Below are 20,335 nucleotides of genomic sequence, written 5' to 3'. Positions count from 1 at the left end.
GTGAATGGCAAAAGTGAGATTGGATGTTCTCCTCGTGGAGAGAGGACTTATTGAAACTAGAGAAAAAGCAAAAAGGACGATCATGGCTGGACTCGTATATTCTGGCCAGGACCGTCTTGATAAACCTGGTATGAAAGTTGACGAAACAGCTGACTTAACTGTCAAAGGCAAAGTGATTCCGTATGTAGGACGAGGCGGATTGAAGCTGGAGAAGGCTTTGGATTATTTCGCAATCAGCGTCGAAGGCCGGACAATGGTTGATATCGGTTCCTCGACGGGCGGTTTCACTGATTGTGCTTTGCAGCGCGGTGCTGCGCGCAGCTATGCGATTGATGTCGGATATAATCAGCTTGACTGGAAGTTGCGGAATGATCCGCGTGTCGTAGTAATGGAGAGAACGAATTTCCGTTATGTCACACCAGATATGCTGACAGAAGGACTGCCGAATTTCGCGTCAATTGATGTTTCTTTCATTTCCCTGCGATTGATTTTGCCTGCATTGAAGGGTATTCTAGCGCCAGGCAGCGATGTTGTCGCGTTGATTAAACCACAGTTCGAAGCAGGTCGTGAGCAAGTAGGCAGAAAAGGAATCGTACGAGATCGGAAAGTGCATTTAGAAGTACTGGAGGATACATTGAAATTCAGTGAATCGCTCGGTTTTCAGTATGAAGGACTGACTTTTTCACCAATAACTGGCGGGGACGGTAATATCGAATTCCTGGCTCACTTAGCTTTGGAAAAGGATACTGCAGATGAATTCCCTGATACAGAGGCAATTAGAGCAGTCGTCGACGATGCGCATCAGCAACTATCCGCGAAGAAAGGCGTGTCGGAGGAAGCGATGGAGGAAGACAATGAGTAAAATTCAACGACATATCAAAATTCGCGAGTTGATCACAAACAACGATATTGAAACACAGGATGAGCTTGTTGACCATCTGAAGGATTTAGGTTTCAATGTGACACAGGCTACTGTGTCCCGTGATATCAAGGAACTGCACCTTGTCAAAGTTCCAACCTTCGAGGGAGCTTACAAATACAGCTTGCCTGCTGACAATCGGTTCAATCCGCTTGAAAAACTCAAGCGGCTTATCATGGATGCTTTTGTAAGTATCGATACGACAAGTCATTTTATTGTACTTAAAACACTTCCTGGTAATGGGAATGCACTTGCAGTTCTTTTGGATAATCTGGATTGGGATGAGATTCTCGGTACGATCAGTGGGGATGACACGATTCTGATCATTTGCCGTACAGAAGCTGATACAGAATTTGTGAAAGACAAACTGCTGGCCATGCTGTAAACGGAAGTGAAATGAGGGGATACCATGCTTACAGAACTTTCGATTAAGGATTTTGCAATTATTGACCACATACGGATACATTTTAAAGAAGGGCTTACTGTGCTGACTGGAGAAACGGGAGCAGGTAAGTCTATTGTCATTGATGCAGTCCAGCTGCTTAGCGGCGGAAGAGGATCGGTTGAATTCATCCGCCACGGCCAGAAAAAAGCAGAGCTGGAAGGTCTTTTTATCATTGACTCACCCGATCACCCTATTTATGCGGTAGGTGCCCAATTTGGTGTGGATATTGATGATGGAATGGTTGTTATGGAACGTACAATGACGACAAGCGGAAAAAGTATTTGCCGTGTAAATGGCAAGCTGGTGACTTTGGCTATATTGCGTGAATTCGGCAAATCATTGATCGATATCCATACCCAGCACGAAACCCAATCCTTGATGGATGCTGAAAAGCATATCGAGCTTTTGGATTTATATGATGCAGAAGCAATCGGCAAGGCAAAGGAAGCCTATACGCTTCAATTCAAAGAACTTCAAAAATTGAAAAAACGCTATAAAGAATGGAATACGAATGAACAGGAAATGGCCCAGCGTCTTGATCTGCTGAAATTTCAATACAATGAATTGAAAGAAGCAGCACTTCAGCCTGGTGAAGATGAACAGCTTACTGAAGAGCGTACAAAGCTAATGAATTATGAACGTATTTATCAAGCCCTTCATGATGCATATAATGCGCTATACGGAGAGCAAAAGGGTTTGGACTGGGTTGGGCATGCTTTGGCTAGTCTTGAATCGGCTAGTTCTTATGATGAAGATATCCAGAAGCATTATCAGATGATCAGTGAACAATATTATCTGATGGAGGATCTCACATTCCAGCTGAGCAGTCAGCTTGATTCGCTTTCTTACAACCCGGAACGCTTGAATGAAATTGAAATGCGCTTGAATGAAATAAACCGATTGAAAAAGAAATATGGACAATCGGTCGAAGAAATCCTGGAATATGCAGCAAATATCGAGGATGAAATCGATCAGATTCAAAATCGTGACTCCCACATTCATCAGCTGGAGCAGCAGATTGCCGATCTTGGTGAAGACACAATGCTAGAGGCAAAACAGCTTCATGACCTGCGTGTACAAGCAGCTGTCCAGTTAACAGACGCAATTCATGATGAACTGAAGGATCTGTATTTAGAGAAAGCGCGTTTCCATGTCGACGTACAGTTAAAGGCTGGTAGGTCTGGTGATCCAGAATTGAATGGCATGCCTGTCCAATTGACAGCAGATGGCTTTGACGCGATTACATTCCATATCTCTACCAACCCGGGAGAACCATTGAAGGAGCTGCACAAAGTAGCTTCAGGAGGGGAATTATCCCGTATCATGCTAGCTCTGAAGCGTATTTTCTCCAGACATCAAGGTGTGACGAGTGTCATTTTTGATGAAGTGGATACAGGTGTCAGCGGGCGTGTTGCCCAGGCGATAGGGGAGAAGATTTACGGTATCTCTGTTGGTTCTCAGGTATTGTGTATTACGCATTTGCCGCAGGTAGCTTCCATGGCGGATACGCATTTATTAATTGAAAAGCATGTAGAAAACAACAGCACGCATACGTCAGTGACTGAGCTCGGTCAAGACACTGCTGTCGAAGAAATCAGCCGAATGATGACCGGAACAGTGCTTACAGAAAAGACCAAAGAGCATGCAAGAGAACTGATAACGCTTGCCGGCCAATACAAACAATCATAATCCTGCCATACATGGCAGGATTTTTCGTTTTAAATAAAGGAAAAGATAGGCGCTTTTTCTGATGTTTTCTGGGTTTAAAAAGCCTCTGTAAAAGTCAAACTAGAAGTACATAAACAAGCATGAACTGCTGTGGGGTAGGACTTCTAGGAGATGAGAAAATGAAGAATAAGGTAGCAGCACTGCGCATCGCCATTGGTCTTTGTCTGCTGGCTCTAGTATTAGCCGCACCATTGACAAAGCCAGTACAGTCCTTTTTGAGCATACCCAAAACAATGACTTTGTTTTCAAATAACGATCCTTCTGATGCTCTTCCAGCCTTTGGTGACGGTAAGGCTATAGAAGCCATTGATCAAGATGCCTTTAAGGGCCAGTCAACAGGCAAACAAGATCTCGTCTACACGGTAGGAAGTATACCTGTAAAAAAGGTATCTGTTGATGTATTGTCAGATATCCGCATTGTACCTGGAGGACATTCAGTAGGAGTCAAGCTTCATACATTAGGTGTTCTTGTAGTCGGTCACCACCAAGTAAGAACCGCCGAAGCAAGTGTATCTCCTGGAGAAGATGCGGCTATCTATACTGGGGATATTCTGTTGAAGATCGATGAGAAGGAAATCCACAGGATGGAAGAAGTTGCTCCGCTGATCGAAAAAGCTGGCAAAGAAGGTAAGCCTGTCAGCATTGAAGTGAAACGCGGCAGCCAAGTTTTGACTACTGAGCTTAATCCCGCGCTGGATGATAAAGACAAACAGTACCGAATGGGTCTCTATATCCGTGATTCAGCAGCCGGTATTGGTACGATGACCTTCTATGATCCTGCATCGAAGAACTATGGTGCATTAGGCCATGTCATATCGGATATGGATACACAAAAGCCTATTGAGATTCATGACGGTACAATCGTCAGATCTAATGTAACAAGCATTCAAAAAGGAAACAATGGCAAACCTGGGGAAAAACTCGCTGAATTCAGCATGAACCGCAATTATATCGGAACCATCACGAAGAATAGCCCTTTTGGTATTTTCGGCAAATTGGAAAGTGATATGCGTCAAAATGAAGAGGAAAAAGCACTTCCAATTGCTTTTAGCGAGGACGTAAAGAAAGGACCAGCAGTTATCCGAACTGTAGTCGATGGCGAGAAGATTGAAGAATTCGACGTGGAAATCGTCAATAGCGTACCACAGGATCATCCTGCAACAAAAGGTATGATCATCAAAGTTACAGACAAACGTCTGCTTGCTAAAACAGGTGGAATCGTGCAAGGAATGAGTGGAAGCCCGATCATTCAGGATGGTAAGCTTATTGGAGCAGTTACGCACGTATTCGTTAATGATCCGACGTCCGGTTATGGTGTCCATATTGAATGGATGCTGCAGGAAGCAGGCATCGACATTTACAAAAGTAATAAAAAAGCAAGCTGAAAAAGGCAATTCCTGTTCGTTTTCGAATAGGATTGTCTTTTTCTTTTTCAAGTCATACGGTATACTGTAAAGACAAGAAACACCTGTTCGGAACACTCTGCGTCGTATGCTGTCGAATGATGGGCGGTATTTCATACTTTGGAAATAAAAGTGAGGTTTTTTTCAATTTGGCAGGAATTGACCTTGATGTGTCGAAACTATAACGTGGAATCATAAGGGATATTAAGGGAGGAAGCTGGGAATGGATAAGATAAAAGCAGTTTTGGTCGATGACAATCGAGAACTTGTGCAGCTTATGGAGGAATACTTTGAAGACCAATCCGATATAGAGGTAATTGGAACAGCTTATAATGGAAAAGATTGTTTAGATATGCTGGAAGATATCCAGCCTGATGTCGTCGTACTCGACATCATCATGCCGCATGTCGATGGACTGGCTGTTCTTCGTACATTGAGGGAAAGAACATCCGCGCCGATGCCGCATGTGATCATGTTAACGGCTTTCGGTCAAGAAGAAGTGACAAAGAAGGCTGTGGATCTCGGTGCTGCTTATTTCATCCTTAAGCCCTTCGATCTTGAGAACCTGGCAGCACAGATCCGTCAGGTAAGCGGACATGGCGGAAGTTATGATTCAAGTCCGATTCGTGTCACAAAAGAGAAAAAACGTGATAAAAAACCGAATTTGGAAGCAAGCATTACCAATATCATCCATGAAATCGGTGTGCCGGCACACATCAAGGGTTATATGTACCTGCGTGAAGCAATCACAATGGTCTATAATGATATTGACTTGCTCGGTTCGATTACGAAGGTTCTTTATCCGGACATTGCCAAAACATATAATACAACAGCTTCCCGAGTGGAAAGAGCAATCCGCCATGCTATCGAAGTAGCCTGGAACCGCGGAAACATGGATTCCATCTCCTCCCTGTTCGGATACACTGTCAGCATCTCAAAAGCGAAGCCGACGAATTCTGAATTCATAGCAATGGTAGCAGATCGACTGCGGCTTGAGCATCGTGCCAGTTGAAGCTGAAATAGATCGATCGTAATCCAAATAGACCGAAAACGGCTTTGCTTTAGCTATAAATACTATATTTTAAAGTGTTAACGCTTCTGTTTATCGATCGCCGATAAAGGGAGGCGTTTTTATTTTGGTTATTCCTTTTGGAATAGTTGACTAACAGCCATTCCAAGGGTATACAATAGGACTATCATCAAGGAGAGGAAGATACATACGAAGAACAACAAGTATTATAATTCATTACCTCCTCCTTATTTTGTCAGAAAAAGTGATAAAATAATTTTTTCGAGGAGTTTTATTCTATGATTACTGCATTAATAGGGATTCTAATTGGTACAGGATTGTCATTTCAAACAGCTGTGAATTCGCAATTGAGGAAGTTTGTTATTTCTCCGTATTTGGCTTCCATGATCTCATTCGTGATTGGGGCTCTATCTTTGGCCGTTATAACTTTGATAACAGGTTCACCGCTTGGAATATCATGGGGATTCATTTCCCAGCAGCCGGTTTGGATTTGGCTCGGCGGTGTGCTCGGAGTAATTTTTCTTACTGTCAACATTTTGCTTTTCCCTAAATTGGGCAGTGTACAAACAGCCATTATGCCTATCTTAGGACAAATTATTATGGGTATGCTGATCGATAATTTTGGATGGTTCCATTCTATGAAGGAACCATTTGATATGTATCGGATAATAGGTATAGCTTTAGTCATAATTGGTGTGTTTTTTGCTATTGCCATACAGGAGTTCAGATCAAGAGGGGAAAAGAAGAAAGAAAAAAATCTGAATCTGTGGATCTGGCGTCTAGTCGGAATAGCATCAGGAATGCTGATGTCAACTCAGGTAGCGATAAATGGGCAGCTTGGCATTGTTCTGCATTCCTCTATACAAGCTGCTTTTGTCTCCTTTTTCATTGGTGCACTTACTTTGATTATTGTAGTCGCCTTGAAAGAACGCACTTTTGCAGGGATAAAAAATCCAATAAAGCAAAAAGCCTCGTGGTGGGTCTGGCTAGGTGGATTTTTAGGAGCAGCATATGTATTAATTAACATTTACTTAGTAGGTCAAGTGGGGACAGGGCAGACTGTTGTTTTAGTTCTCTTTGGACAAATTGCTGGAAGTTTGCTGATTCAGCGATTGGGATTGATGGGTTCTTATAAAGCTCAGATTGATATCATACAGATAGTTGGTCTTCTTATGATCTTGGCTGGAGTAATCTTCGTAAGGATGTTCTAACCACAAAAGTAATCTCGTTAGTATTTGGAGAAGAAAAAGCTTGCATTATCAGGTTATTGATAATGCAAGCTTTTTCATGTTGTTAGTTAATCATAATATAATTATGTAAACTGACTATATTATTATCTGTATTTGGATTGGTTTTTTGTAATGAAACAAAATAAATAAAGATAGATAAACACAAACAAAAGAATTTAGTGTATAATCCTGTCATAAGGCGATATGTAAGCGCTTTATAAAAAGAGCGGTTTTAACTACCGCTGCAATGTATAGGAGGGAATGAACAGTGGCAGCAAAACAAGGAAGTTTAAAGGCTACAATTACAGTTGCGATGTCCAACTATTTGGAGGCTGGTTCAATTGTTGCTGGAGCTGGTGGTTTGACTTTATGGATGGAGTACCTGAATTTGAATGATGCAAAGCTGGGTCTGCTAGGTGCATTGAGTGCCAATGGCTTTGGATCGGCGATTGGGGCTTTTCTTGGCGGTATCTTAGTGGACAAGTTCGGCAGGAAGTTTATTTATAAGTATGATTTGCTTGTGTACATGCTGGGGATTTTGATGATTACTTTTTCATTTAATTTCCCGATGCTGCTTGTAGGTTATGTTGTGACAGGAATCGCTGTCGGAGCGGCAATTCCAGCTGCTTGGACATACATAGCGGAAGAAGCTCCCAAGGGAGAGAGGGCGGCTCGTGTCGGCTGGGGACAATTTGCTTGGTCAATTGGTCCTGCGATTACGCTGTTTCTGTCAGTTTTGCTGGCGCCTTTAGGTTTGCTTGGCAGCAGAATCATCTTTGCACAGCTCTTTGTCGTGGCTCTCATAACATGGATCATGCAGCAGCAGATCAATGAGTCGACAATCTGGACGGAAGAAAAAGAAAAGAGTCGCAAAGAAACAGGTAAGCAGGATGTTTCGTGGAAGCAATTGTTTACCGTTAAAGCAAATCTAAAAGCGATTGTACTGCTTGTTGGTATTTATGTTTTCTGGAATCTTGTTGCGGGGGTCATGGGCTATTTCATGCCTTATATTTACGAAACAGTCGGCGGCTTATCTGCATCACAGGCCAACTTATTGCAAGGCTTCCTTTGGACGTTAACTGTGGCAGCGACTTATTTCGTCTTCATCAAGCTCGGTGACCGGGTAAATCGTAAGCTTCTTTATGGAATCGGAGCGGGTATGGGCATCGCTGCTTGGCTGGTTCTTACGTTTGGCGGTATGGGCATGTTTGAGCTGTTCACATTTGTCGTTCTTTGGGGGATTGCAGCTGGATTCGGGGCACAGGCATTTTATGGCCTTTGGGCTGGAGAGCTGTTCCATACACGTTACCGGGCAAAGGCACAAGGTTTCATCTTTGCACTGGCACGGATAGCGGTTGGATTGATTTCTCTTGTTGTTCCTTTAATGATTAGTTCTCTTGGATTCCAGGCAGCTGGTTTGATTATGATTGGATTCCTAGTTATCGCAGCCGTCGTTGGTTTAATCATGGCACCAGAAACAAGAGGAAAATCATTGGAGGAAATTCAGGAAGAGCGGTATGGAAGCGTAGAAGAGAGACGGCGTCATGCGAGAAATTAGCAAAACAAAAATAAACAAATAAAAATAAAGATAAATACACACACGGAAGTAAATCTGTTATATAATGAATTCATAATTTGAAAGCGCTTCATCAATTGTAGAAGGAGTGGTAAAGTTGGTACAGAATAAATGGAATGAATCTAATGCAAATCAGGTCGAAGGGCTCGATGAACTCGTATATAGATCGAATTTAATTGGAAGTGATCGTTCTGTCTGTAACTGGGGTGGCGGAAATACATCCATGAAAACTACGATCGAGGACTTCCGCGGACGTCCGATAGAAGTTATGTATGTGAAAGGAAGCGGTTCTGATTTAGCATCCATGGGCGCGCATAATTTCACCGGTTTGCGGATGGAGGATATTCGCCCATTGATTGAAAGGGATTCGATGTCTGATGAAGAAATGGTTGCTTATTTAAGTCAATGCATGATTGATGCTAGTCATCCGCGTGCTTCTATTGAAACACTGCTGCATGCGTTCCTGCCATTCAAGCATGTTGACCATACACATCCTGACAGCATCATCAGTCTATGCTGTGCAGATAATGGAGAGGAAATCGCGAAAGAAATATTCGGTGGGCGATTCGTCTGGGTTCCTTATATCCGGCCAGGATTCACTTTGTCTAAAATGATTGCAGAAGCAGTTGCAGCAAACCCGCAGGCAGAACTTGTTCTGATGGAAAAGCATGGCTTGGTCGTTTGGGGAGAGACAGCGAAAGAGAGTTATGATCGGACGATTGCTGTCATTAATGAAGCAGAAAGCTATATTCGACAAAAGCAATCGGAAACAAAAGCTTTTGGCGGAGAGAAGGTTGCCGCTTTGGATAAACAAAAACGACAACAGCTTATTACGAAAGTGATGCCAGTCATCAGAGGTGCAGTGAGCGGAGAAAAGAAAATGATTCTAAGCTTCGACGATAGCGAAGATGTGCTCGAATTCGTGAACAGCGAACAAGCACAGCAGCTGAGTCAGATAGGAGCGGCGTGTCCGGATCATCTTGTACATACAAAGCGTACGCCTTTGTACATTGCATTCGATCCATCTGCTGAGGATGCTGAGACATTGCTTCGAAAAGTAGAAGAAGGCATCCAAAACTTCGCGAAAGAATACCAGGATTATTTCAATCGCCTCGCTTCTGAGGGAGATGTGATGTTCGAAGCTGTACCTAGAGTTGTGCTCATTCCGGGTGTAGGGATGGTGACGACAGGCAAGGACAAGAAAGCTGCTGATATCAGTGCTGCTTTGTATCATCGTGCAATTGCAGTGATGAAAGGAGCAACAGCACTCGGTGACTTTGTTTCCTTGTCTGAAGCAGAATCGTTTGCTGTGGAGTACTGGCCATTGGAGCTGTATAAGCTGTCCTTGGCACCACCTGAAGCAAGGTTCAGCCGCTCAGTCGTTCTCGTCACAGGCGGTGCCGGCGGTATCGGCAGTGCAACATTGCGCGTCTTCCTGGAGGGTGGTGCTCATGCGGTTGTGACCGATATCAATCTTGAAGGTGCAGAAAAGGTCGCTCAAGAGCTAAATGAAACATATGGAGCGGGACGTGCAATAGCGGTCAAAATGGATGTAACCGATGAAACTGCTATCACTGAAGCGTTCGAGAAAGCGGTTCGACAATTTGGCGGAGTAGATCACATCGTCAATAATGCAGGTCTTGCTACAAGCAGCCCATTCGATGAAACGACATTAAAAGAATGGCAGCTTAATATGGATGTATTAGGTACAGGATATTTCCTCGTTGCCCGTGAAGCCTTCCGATTGATGAAACAGCAAGGTATTGGCGGAAGTATGGTATTTGTCGGATCGAAAAACTCTGTTTATGCCGGCAAGAATGCAGCGGCTTACAGTGCAGTGAAAGCAATGGAAATGCATTTGGCTAGATGTATTGCTGCAGAAGGCGGCAGCTATGGGATTCGGGTAAACGGTGTCCTTCCTGATGCTGTGCTGCAGGGGTCTGCGATCTGGGGTTCTAAATGGCGTGAGGAACGGGCAGCTGCTTATAATATTTCACCAGATGAATTGGAAGAGCATTATCGTAAACGGACGACACTTGGTGTGAATATTTATCCAAGTGATATCGCGGAATCCATTGCTTTCTTCGCCTCAGATGCAGCGCAAAAAACAACTGGCTGCATGATAACAGTGGACGGCGGCGTACCGGCTGCCTTCACTAGATAGGGGGATATCGCATGCATATTGCGGTTGATATCGGTGCGTCAAGCGGGCGGCTGGTCTCTGCTGAACTAAAAGACGGAAAGCTCGTCATCCAAGAGATCCACCGTTTTGCGAATGGCTATCAGAAACAAGGAGACCACCTCTGCTGGGATATTGATCATCTGGAAGAACAGATTTTAAGAGGGTTGGAAATAGCAAAGCAGCAAGGTATCGCCACATGTACGCTCGGAATTGATACATGGGCAGTGGACTACGTGTTGCTAGGGGAGAATGGTGAGCGATTGCGTGATGTGATCGCTTACCGGGATTCCCGGACAGATGGTGTGATGGAACAGGTGTGGGAAGAGGTATCAAAAAATGAAATCTACCGAAAAACAGGCATCCAGTTTCAGCCCTTCAACACAATATATCAGCTCTTCACAGAAAGTGAAGAGCTGATTCAAAAAACAGAAACGATTTTGCTTGTTCCGGATTATCTGAACTACAGACTTACCGGGAAAAAAGTGATGGAAGCGACCAATGCTTCTACAATGCAGCTGTTACAGCCGCTTACGAAGGATTACAATACAGATTTGCTTGCTTTAACAGGTTTCCACTCTGAACAGTTTGCTCCTCTCATTGAAGCCGGCACAATTATCGGTGATCTCAGCGCCACTCTAAAAGAACAATATGACCTTCCTGTTTGTACTGTTATTGCTATAGGGTCGCATGATACAGCCTCTGCAATCGCCGGGGTGCCTGCTAGTGGGGAACGATGGGCATATCTTAGCAGCGGCACCTGGTCACTGATTGGGACTGAGCGAAAACAGCCGATCCTGGAGGACAGGAGTTTAGAGAAGAATTTTACGAATGAATGGGGCATTAACAACACGTATCGGTACTTGAAAAATATCATCGGCATGTGGGTGATACAGGAAATCAGAAGAGTATATCCGGTTGATTATAATTTTGGTGAGATGGTTGAGGAAGCAAAGCAGACTAACCTGAAACAGATAGCTTCAGTCAACTTGAATGATGCAAGATTTCTAAAGCCAGACAACATGATTGAGGAAATCCAGGACTATTGCCGAGAAACGGATCAATTTGTACCTGTAAGTATCGGAGAGCTCAGCCTGACAGTGTTCCATAATCTGGCTATTGCTTACAGCGAAGCTTTGAAGGAGTTGGAAGCTCTGACAGGAGAAAGCATTCAAACTCTGCACATAGTCGGCGGAGGGTCACAGAATAATGTGCTGAATCAGCTGACAGCAGATTACAGCGGATTACAAGTAGTTGCTGGTCCTACAGAAGCGACAGCTCTTGGGAATTTGATTGTACAGATGATAGCCGCAGGTGAGCTGGATTCTTTGGATGCTGGCCGACAGCTTATCCGTGAATCCTTTCCAGTCGAGACTTTCTTGCCAGACGGTCGTGATGTAACCGGGGAAAAAAGGAGGACAATACATGATTCGAAAAGCTAGTGTGATGTATGTTTACCGGGATAAATTCGATGAATACAAAGAACGTCATGATAAGCTATGGCCAGAAATGGAGCAGGTTTTGAAGGAGCATGGTGTCAGCAACTACAGTATCTTCCTGCATGAACCAACTGCTATGTTATTCGCCTATTTGGAAGCAGAATCAGAAGAAAAGCATGCTAGCATAGCCCAAACAGAAGTGTGTCAGCGATGGTGGACATATATGCGGGATATCATGCAGACGAACCCTGATCATAGTCCGGTCAGTGAAACGGTGAACGAAGTATTTCATTTAGATTGAGGAGGAAAACATATGACAGTAATTAAAGCGTATGAACTGGCAAAATCGATGTACGAGGCATTAGGTGTCGACGTAGAAGCTGCATTGAACAAATTGAAAACGGTACCAATCAGTATCCATTGCTGGCAGGGAGATGATATCGGCGGGTTCGAAGTGCAGCAGAATGAGCTGTCAGGCGGAATCGATGTGACAGGTAATTATCCTGGAAAAGCTACAACGCCGGAAGAACTGCGCGCAGACCTTGAAATGGCATTACGTCTCATTCCAGGCAAGCATCGTATCAATTTGCACGCAATTTACGCGGAAACAAACGGTCAGCACGTGGAGCGTAATGAAATTAAGCCGGAACATTTCCGGAACTGGGTAGAGTGGGCAAAGCAGCATGATTTAGGACTGGATTTCAATCCGACGATCTTTTCCCATGAAAAAGCGGCCGATGGTCTAACCCTAGCCCATCCGGCTGAAGAAATCCGCCAATTTTGGATAGAGCACTGCATCGCATCACGCCGTATCGGGGAGTATTTCGGAAAAGAGCTTGGTTCAGCCAGCCTTACGAATATCTGGATCCCAGATGGCTATAAGGACGTACCAAGTGATCGGCTAACACCAAGAGAACGCCTGAAGCGCTCACTCGATCAGATTTTTGCTGTCGAAATTGATGAAAAATACAATATCGATGCTGTAGAAAGCAAGCTGTTCGGCATCGGCTCGGAGTCCTATGTTGTCGGCTCTCATGAATTTTACATGGGTTACGCTTTGACTCGCGGCAAACATTTGCTGATGGATACTGGGCATTATCATCCGACGGAAATGGTTTCGAACAAGCTCAGCGGTACGCTTCCATTTACAGATAAAATTGCTTTGCATGTATCACGTCCGGTACGCTGGGACAGCGACCATGTAGTGACGTTTGATGACGAGCTGAAGGAGATTGCCCATGAGCTGGTTCGCAATAACACGCTGGATACAATACGGATCGGGCTTGATTTCTTTGACGCCAGTATCAATCGTGTTGCTGCTTGGGTAATTGGTACCCGCAATATGCAGAAAGCTCTTCTTTATGCATTGCTTACACCGCATGCAGAGCTGAAAGAATATCAAGAGAAGGGACAATTCACAGAAAGACTTATGCTGATGGAAGAGCTGAAAAGTTATCCATTTGGCGCAGTATGGGATTATTTCTGCCAGGAAATGCAAGTACCGCGCGGGACGGCTTGGCTGCAGCATGTCCAGGAGTACGAAAGAAACGAAATGGCTCAGCGGTAACACGTTAGATTATGCTACACTATAATCAAAACGTGATAAAGGCAGGAAAAGGGATGTTAGTTGCAGAAAGACAAAGGAAGATCGTAGAACTGGTCAACGAGCGGGCCAGTGTTAGAGTTACCGAACTCAGTTCTCTTTTTCATGTAACCGAGGAGACGATACGGCGTGACCTTGAGAAGCTGGAAAGGGAACAGCTGCTGCATCGCAGTCATGGCGGAGCAGTACGCATCGAGGAAGGGGCAACCGAGATTGCCCATGAAGCGCGTGAAGTGATGCGTATGCAGGAAAAGCAGGCAATTGCCAAAGCAGCAGTTTCCGAAATTCAGACTGGAGAGCGGATCATACTGGATGCCAGTACAACAGCATGGTATATGGCAAAGGAATTGCCAAATATGCCACTGACGATCATAACCAATAGTATCAAGGTGGCGCTTGCTTGCAGTTTAAAGGACCAAATACGAGTCATTTCGCTCGGCGGACAGCTGCTATCGAAATCTTTATCCTTCGTAGGTCCGCTGACAGAAAGGTCATTGACAACTTATTATGTGGATAAAACCTTTCTTTCCTGTAAAAGCGTGCATCTCGAACATGGTCTGAGTGACTCGAATGAACAGCAGGCTATCGTAAAGAAAAAGATGATCGAGATCGCAGGCAAAACAATTTTGTTAGCTGATTCAAGTAAATTCGGGAAGAGGGCTTTTGCGACTATTACCGAACTTGGGCGGATTTCAAAAGTCTACACGGATGCAGGAATCGATTCTGCTACTAAAAGCTATTTTGAAAAACAGAACATGGAGTTCCAGGCTGTGAACTAATCAACTGACCCCGCAAGGTAAGCTTTGCGGGGTTGCTAAGGATGGTACTATGCAAAAGAAATCGCTCGTCCTGCTTATTCTGTTGATTTTTGTAAGCGCTTGCAATAAAAAGGAAATACTCTATGTGCAGGAAACGCCGTCAGAGCCGCATCCGGAGCAAACGGAACAAACGGAACAAACGGAACAAATCGATATTGCCATTGTGCCGAAAGTGAAGGAAATTCCTTATTTCCAGGCTGTACAACAGGGAGTGGAGGAAGCGGCGAAGTCCTCTGGTGCTACTGTTCATTTTAAAGGACCAGCAACAGCTGATCCTGCTCAGCAAGAAGAAATCATCCGTACATTCATAAAACAAGATGTTGACGTTTTGGCAGTAAGTGTCATAGATCCAGATAGATTGACACCTGTATTGGCAGAAGCCAGACGGCAAGGTATAACGGTTCTGACTTGGGATGCGGATGCTCATCCCGAAGCCAGGGACTATTTTATCAACATGGTAGATGCAGAAATGTTAGGTGAGCATTTGCTGGACAGCCTAGCTGCTCAAATCGGGGAAGAAGGCGAGTATATCGTTCTTTCTGGTTCACAGTCTTCGCTCAATCAAGAAGAATGGCTGCATTGGATCAAGCAGCATAATCGAGCCTATTATCCGAATCTGATTCTTCGAGAAGTAGCGTATACGAATGATAGTCCTGTCACAGCATACCAGGAATCTAAACGAGTAGTGAAAGCCTATCCAGATTTGAAGGGCATAATTGGGATCGCTTCTCTTGGTCCTCCAGCAGCAGCGGCCGTTTTGAAGGAAGAAAATTTATCAAATGATATCGCTATCGTCGGTTTGGCATCCCCGCGTGACATGAATGAACACTTGAAAGAAGGCAATGTCCAAGGAATCACCATGTGGAGTCCGAAGAAACTCGGTTACTTGACCGTCATGATTGCGAAGCTGATGCAAGAGGATGCGGTAATTGAAGACGGCATGCTCATTGACGGTGTAGGCAGGATTCAAGTAAAGGGAGAGCAGATCATTATGGGGGAACCGATAGACTTTACGGCGGAGAATGTGGATCAATATGATTTTTAAAGAGAAAATCCGTAATCTGTCATTAATGCATAAACTGCTGCTTTCTTATACATTGCTTACCATCATACCAGTCGCACTGCTCGGTTTTTTTATCTACACAGCATATACACATGCAGCAGAAGAACAAATCGGGGCGCTCGTACCGCAAATGCTTGAGCAGGCAAGTCAGCAGATTGACCGTAATGTACAGGATGTTGCGAATATGCCCGAAAGACTTTATCAATCACAGCAGATGATAGAAATATTGAGAGAGGATAGTTTCCAGTCCCATGCAGAAGCAATGCAGGAGCAATACATGATGGAACGTTATCTATCCAGCAGTTTCCTTCATAGCAGTTCTTCTGATTTGCTCGGGGTTTTCGTCTTCTCTAAAAACAGGGTTTTCGCAGCCGCAGCCAAAAGTTATAGCGGTTTTTCTAAAAGTGAAGCAGCTGTTTATGGCCAAAGCTTAGAGCTTGAAAAAGGAAGTATGATTCTTCTTCCGCAGGATACAAATCTTGTCTTCGAGAATAATGCTGATTATCTGTTAATTGGAGTGCCGCTGCAGGATCGTGATAACCAAGCTTATCTGGGTACGATGTTTCTTGCGTTGGATGTAGCGTTTGTCGATCGCATCACAGGTACGATTAAAGAACAAAACGCTGCCAGAATCATGCTTTTGGAACAGGAATCCGGAAGAATAGCTTATGATTCGAAAAGGGAGAAAAGCGATCAAATTGTTCCGAAGGATCTTTATCCGATAGATAACGGAAGCTTTCTGCAGGATGGAAAACTAATCGGCATCACTCCAGCCATACAGCAGGATTATGCTTTGATTTATGAAATACCCACAGAAAAGCTGTTTGCCAAACAGCAGCAAACACGCACCATATCGATTGTTCTTTTTCTTCTATTCATTTTATTCAGTGTGTGTTTGTATACATTTGTTGCCTATAATGTCTCACAGCCTATTAAGCGGCTGATGGATAACATGCGCAGCGTCCAAAGCGGAAAGTTTCAGCAAACGCTGCCGGTTACGAAACAGGATGAGGTTGGCAGGCTGACAGAAAGTTATAATCATATGGTTATGGAAATACGTGATTTGATCCAGAAGAATTATATGATCAAACTTAAACAGCAGGAAGCTGAATTGTATGCGCTCCAAACACAGATCAATCCACATTTTATTTTCAATACACTGGAAACGATCAATTACGCGGTAGAAGCTGGAGAGCAGGAAGAGGTCATCGATATTATAACGACGCTTGGCAGAATGCTGCGGTATTCTTTGGATAATGGCGTCAAATTTGTATCACTTGTCGATGAAATGAGGCATGTCGAGGATTTCCTGTCCATCCAGCAGTTCCGTTTTTATGACAGGCTCACTTGGAAGACGAATTATCCTGACATCTCAGCTTCTGTGCAGGTTCCAAAATTCATACTTCAGCCGATTGTAGAGAACAGCATTAAATATGGCCTGGAAACCAAGACTGCTATTCATATTGATATCAAGATGAATCAAACACCTGATATGCTCATTTTGACAATAAACGATGATGGGCCAGGCTTCGATCCGGCAGTCAAAGCAGAGCTCGAAGAAGAACTTAGTCTGGAACCAGGTATAACGTCAAAATCTGCGCACTATGGGTTAAGCAATGTTGCCAATCGAATCAAGATGCTGTATGGAAACGACTACGGTGTCTCATTGGAGAACAATCAAAAGGGTGCAACTGTAAGGCTTTACTTGCCATTTCGCCATGTTTCGGAAAGGGGAAGTCTCGATGCATAATTTGCAAATCATGATCGTGGAAGATGAATATCGAATCCGTATGGGGCTAGAGCGGTTCATCAATGATCAGCCGCAATGCACCATCATTGGTACATATGCCAATGGGCAAGAGGCGTTGGATGGCTGGAAACATGGGAAGGCAGCTGAAGTCATTTTGACAGATATCAAGATGCCGATCATGGATGGATTAACGCTGATTACAGAGTTAAAAGAGGCAGGCTACACAGGAGAATTTCTTGTTTTGAGCGGTTTCGATGATTTTCAGTATGTGCAGCAAGCATTACGGAATCAAGTTGCTGATTATCTTTTGAAACCAATCGATAGGAAGCAGCTGCAAGATCGGCTGCAGCTGCTATATGTTAAAAAGCAAGAAATGGAACAAGAGCTAGAACGGGAAAGTCAGAAACAAGAGCAGCTTCAGCTGCTCCGAGCACTTTCGGGCGAAAGCAGCTTGGCAGACACACAGTGGACTGAGATTTTCCCGTCAGGAACGTATTACACGTGCCGATTACAGCTTCAAAACTTCCATCAGCAAAAAGTGAAACGAGACCCTGTTCGATTCCATCAGGAGCTTAGTGCGTTTGTCCGGATATTGAATGCAGAGCTGTCAAACCAATGGTCGGCTCCTTCCTTTTGGTGGTGGTGGGATCAGGAACAAAGCTTTGGTTTACTTGTACATACAGCGGAGGGACATACATCTAAAATTATCGATCATCTTGTTCGGACTTTGTCTCATCGTTCCTTTTTCAATGTAACAGCTTCACCAGGACAGATACTGCACGAATTGGAATTGCTTCCTGCGGCGATGGAAGCAGAGCAAATGGAGATAAAACTCCAGCCTGTTTCTGCAGAAGTTCCATATACAGAAACCATTAATGTGAACATCCAGAATATCTTGCATACACTGCGTTTTGCTTTTAAGCAGTTTGTATTCGATGATTTGGATACTGCTTTAAGACAGTTAAAAGAAGGACTCTCCGCAGCTGAGTCGCTTGAGTCGGTAATAGCAATCCTACAATCAGCGGGTATCGAAATGCTGCATGATGTCAGCAAGCGCTTGCCAGTCAATGACGTTAACCGAATGCTGCAGAAATTAGGGAGGAACACGAACCAAGCTTTATCAGCACCGGAAGTGCTTCAAGGATTTGAAAATTGGACTAGAGATCTGGCAGGCATGTGTACAAAATTGGATAAACATTCAGATCGCGCTGCTGTGGAGCAGGCGAAAGCGTTCATCCATCAACATGTGCAAGAAGCGATAACGATTGAACAAGTAGCAGCACATGTCTATATGAATCCAACCTACTTTTGTGCCTATTTCAAAAAGCACACGAAAGAAACTGTATTGCAGTATGTCACTAAACAGCGGCTTGAGCTTGCCAAACGCAGGTTGGAGGATACAGATGATAAAGTGACGACAATCGCTGATTCTGTCGGATACCATGATCACAAATATTTCAGCAAACTGTTTAAGAAACATACAGGATTTGCTCCTTCTGAATATCGACGCTTGCGTCGATAAGACAATAACAGAAGAATAACCTCCTATTCCGAAAGACGTCCCCTTCTCGAAGCGGGACTTTTTTCATACTCTTTATGTAAGCGCATTCAGCAGTGAAGGAGGTCAAGAAATGACAAGTGAATATGTACTTGAAATGAAAGGGATATCAAAAGCCTTTCCTGGTGTGAAGGCTCTGAACGATATGCAATTCCAGCTGAAGAGGGGTGAAATCCACGCCTTGATGGGTGAAAATGGTGCGGGAAAATCCACTTTCATCAAAATCATCACTGGCGTCCATCAACCAACAGAAGGCGAGATTCTTTTGGAGGGCGAGCAAGTGTCTTTTCAGAATCCTAAACAAGCTCAACAGCAAGGAATTGCGGCAATTTATCAGCATGTGACAAGTTATCCTGACTTGTCTGTAACCGAAAATATCTTTATGAATCATGAAATCAGGCACCCTGCATGGAAGACGCTGAATTGGCGGGAGATGCATAAGCAAGCGCGGCAGCTGTTGCGTGAGTTGGGCAGCAGCTTGGACCCTAAAGCTCAAATGAATACGCTAAGCGTGGCACAGCAGCAAATTGTCGAGATAGCTAAGGCGATAAGTACAAAGGCGAAAATAATCATCATGGATGAACCAACAGCAGCACTGACGGCTAGAGAAAGTGAAGAGCTGTATCGTATTACCGAAAAGCTGCGGGATGAAGGCACTTCTGTCATCTTCATTTCACACCGTTTCGAGGATATGTATCGACTCGCCAGCCGTGTGACAGTGCTGCGCGACAGCAATTATATCGGCACTTGGGATGTAGAAGACATTTCGAATGAAAAATTGATTGTCGCGATGGTCGGCAGGGAAATCAATCAGATTTTCCCTGATAAGAAGACGAGCGCAGGAGAGACAGTTTTGGAAGTGAAGAACTTGTCTAAGCTAGGTGAATTCGATGATATCAGCTTCTCTATCAGAAGCGGCGAGATACTCGGTATGACTGGTCTGGTTGGGGCTGGGAGAACAGAAGTATGCCAGGCTATATTCGGCATAACAGCCTTTGATAAGGGAGAAATTTTATTGAGCGGCAGTCCGATACGCATTAGAAATCCCCAGGAAGCTATGAAAAATGGCATCGGCTACTTGGCAGAAGATCGATTGGATCAAGGTCTCCTTGTGGATTGGAGTATTGAAAAGAATATAACACTAGCCAATTTAACTGATTTATCGACCTTTACGTGGATCCACAGTGATAAGGAGAAACAGCAGGCCAAAGAATTCGGTGAAAAAGTGCATATCAAGGCCACGAGTATCTTTGACTTGGTTAGTTCCCTTTCGGGAGGCAATCAGCAGAAGGTAGCTGTAGCGAAACTGCTGACAAAGGACTTGAAAGTGATTTTGCTGGACGAACCGACGAAAGGTGTCGATATCGGAGCAAAGGCAGCCATATATGAAATTGTCCAGCAGCTGGCAGAGGCAGGTTATGCGGTTCTATTCGTTTCTTCTGAAATGCCTGAGATCCTTGGTATGAGCGATCGGATCTTAGTAATGAAAGAAGGCAGGATTGCAGCCGACTTCGTTAACAGGGGAATTACGCAGGAGATGATTTTGGAAGCAGCAATGGGCGAAGAGCAAGTACAGGAGAAAAGCGGTTAAAGAA

General features: G+C 44.2%; 16 protein-coding genes. All 16 read left to right on the top strand.

The window, feature by feature from the left end; all coding sequences use genetic code 11:
- Positions 1–4: 4 nt before the first annotated feature.
- The 16 genes from ABXS78_RS09895 to ABXS78_RS09820 all read left to right on the top strand — a co-directional run bounded on the left by ABXS78_RS09895 (position 5) and on the right by ABXS78_RS09820 (position 20,331).
- On the top strand, positions 5–862 hold the full coding sequence (locus tag ABXS78_RS09895) for a TlyA family RNA methyltransferase (RefSeq protein WP_366247125.1): 858 nt from the start codon (positions 5–7) through the stop codon (positions 860–862).
- Positions 855–1,304 carry a transcriptional regulator ArgR gene (gene argR / locus ABXS78_RS09890; protein WP_038561172.1) on the top strand — a complete coding sequence of 150 codons (450 nt, stop codon included), beginning with the start codon at positions 855–857 and terminating at the stop codon, positions 1,302–1,304. The genes ABXS78_RS09895 and argR overlap by 8 nt, the downstream gene beginning before the upstream one ends.
- Before the next feature lie 24 nt (positions 1,305–1,328).
- Positions 1,329–3,053, top strand: a complete 1,725-nt coding sequence (gene recN / locus ABXS78_RS09885; protein WP_366247124.1) for a DNA repair protein RecN — start codon at positions 1,329–1,331, stop codon at positions 3,051–3,053.
- A gap of 158 nt (positions 3,054–3,211) precedes the next feature.
- Positions 3,212–4,477 carry a SpoIVB peptidase gene (gene spoIVB / locus ABXS78_RS09880; protein ID WP_366247123.1) on the top strand — a complete coding sequence of 422 codons (1,266 nt, stop codon included), beginning with the start codon at positions 3,212–3,214 and terminating at the stop codon, positions 4,475–4,477.
- Between the two features lie 241 nt (positions 4,478–4,718).
- Positions 4,719–5,507 carry a sporulation transcription factor Spo0A gene (gene spo0A / locus ABXS78_RS09875; protein ID WP_366247122.1) on the top strand — a complete coding sequence of 263 codons (789 nt, stop codon included), beginning with the start codon at positions 4,719–4,721 and terminating at the stop codon, positions 5,505–5,507.
- A gap of 296 nt (positions 5,508–5,803) precedes the next feature.
- The gene (locus ABXS78_RS09870) at positions 5,804–6,736 is read left to right on the top strand and encodes a DMT family transporter (protein ID WP_366247121.1); all 933 of its coding nucleotides are present in this window, start codon (positions 5,804–5,806) and stop codon (positions 6,734–6,736) included.
- A gap of 331 nt (positions 6,737–7,067) precedes the next feature.
- Positions 7,068–8,312: an MFS transporter gene (locus ABXS78_RS09865; protein ID WP_366249917.1), complete on the top strand. Its 1,245-nt coding sequence runs from the start codon at positions 7,068–7,070 to the stop codon at positions 8,310–8,312.
- A 115-nt stretch (positions 8,313–8,427) separates the two neighbouring features.
- Positions 8,428–10,494 carry a bifunctional aldolase/short-chain dehydrogenase gene (locus tag ABXS78_RS09860; protein WP_366247120.1) on the top strand — a complete coding sequence of 689 codons (2,067 nt, stop codon included), beginning with the start codon at positions 8,428–8,430 and terminating at the stop codon, positions 10,492–10,494.
- 11 nt (positions 10,495–10,505) lie between these two features.
- Positions 10,506–11,951 (top strand): rhamnulokinase, encoded by a 1,446-nt coding sequence (gene rhaB, locus ABXS78_RS09855; RefSeq protein WP_366247119.1) that lies wholly within the window; start codon positions 10,506–10,508, stop codon positions 11,949–11,951.
- The gene (gene rhaM / locus ABXS78_RS09850) at positions 11,935–12,249 is read left to right on the top strand and encodes an L-rhamnose mutarotase (protein ID WP_366247118.1); all 315 of its coding nucleotides are present in this window, start codon (positions 11,935–11,937) and stop codon (positions 12,247–12,249) included. The genes rhaB and rhaM overlap by 17 nt, the downstream gene beginning before the upstream one ends.
- A gap of 12 nt (positions 12,250–12,261) precedes the next feature.
- Entirely contained in the window at positions 12,262–13,515 is a 1,254-nt protein-coding gene (rhaA, locus tag ABXS78_RS09845) for an L-rhamnose isomerase (protein WP_366247117.1), read from the top strand.
- A 53-nt stretch (positions 13,516–13,568) separates the two neighbouring features.
- Entirely contained in the window at positions 13,569–14,330 is a 762-nt protein-coding gene (locus tag ABXS78_RS09840) for a DeoR/GlpR family DNA-binding transcription regulator (protein WP_366247116.1), read from the top strand.
- A gap of 49 nt (positions 14,331–14,379) precedes the next feature.
- On the top strand, positions 14,380–15,414 hold the full coding sequence (locus tag ABXS78_RS09835; protein ID WP_366247115.1) for an autoinducer 2 ABC transporter substrate-binding protein: 1,035 nt from the start codon (positions 14,380–14,382) through the stop codon (positions 15,412–15,414).
- Positions 15,404–17,182 carry a sensor histidine kinase gene (locus ABXS78_RS09830; RefSeq protein WP_366247114.1) on the top strand — a complete coding sequence of 593 codons (1,779 nt, stop codon included), beginning with the start codon at positions 15,404–15,406 and terminating at the stop codon, positions 17,180–17,182. Before ABXS78_RS09835 ends, ABXS78_RS09830 begins: the two co-directional genes overlap by 11 nt.
- On the top strand, positions 17,175–18,704 hold the full coding sequence (locus ABXS78_RS09825) for a response regulator (RefSeq protein ID WP_366247113.1): 1,530 nt from the start codon (positions 17,175–17,177) through the stop codon (positions 18,702–18,704). Before ABXS78_RS09830 ends, ABXS78_RS09825 begins: the two co-directional genes overlap by 8 nt.
- Positions 18,705–18,813: 109 nt before the next feature.
- Entirely contained in the window at positions 18,814–20,331 is a 1,518-nt protein-coding gene (locus ABXS78_RS09820) for a sugar ABC transporter ATP-binding protein (protein WP_366247112.1), read from the top strand.
- Positions 20,332–20,335 lie beyond the last annotated feature (4 nt).

It is taken from the genome of Terribacillus aidingensis (assembly GCF_040703035.1).
In the GTDB taxonomy this organism is placed as follows: domain Bacteria; phylum Bacillota; class Bacilli; order Bacillales; family Amphibacillaceae; genus Terribacillus.
This window is presented reverse-complemented; position numbering and strand designations above follow the sequence as displayed.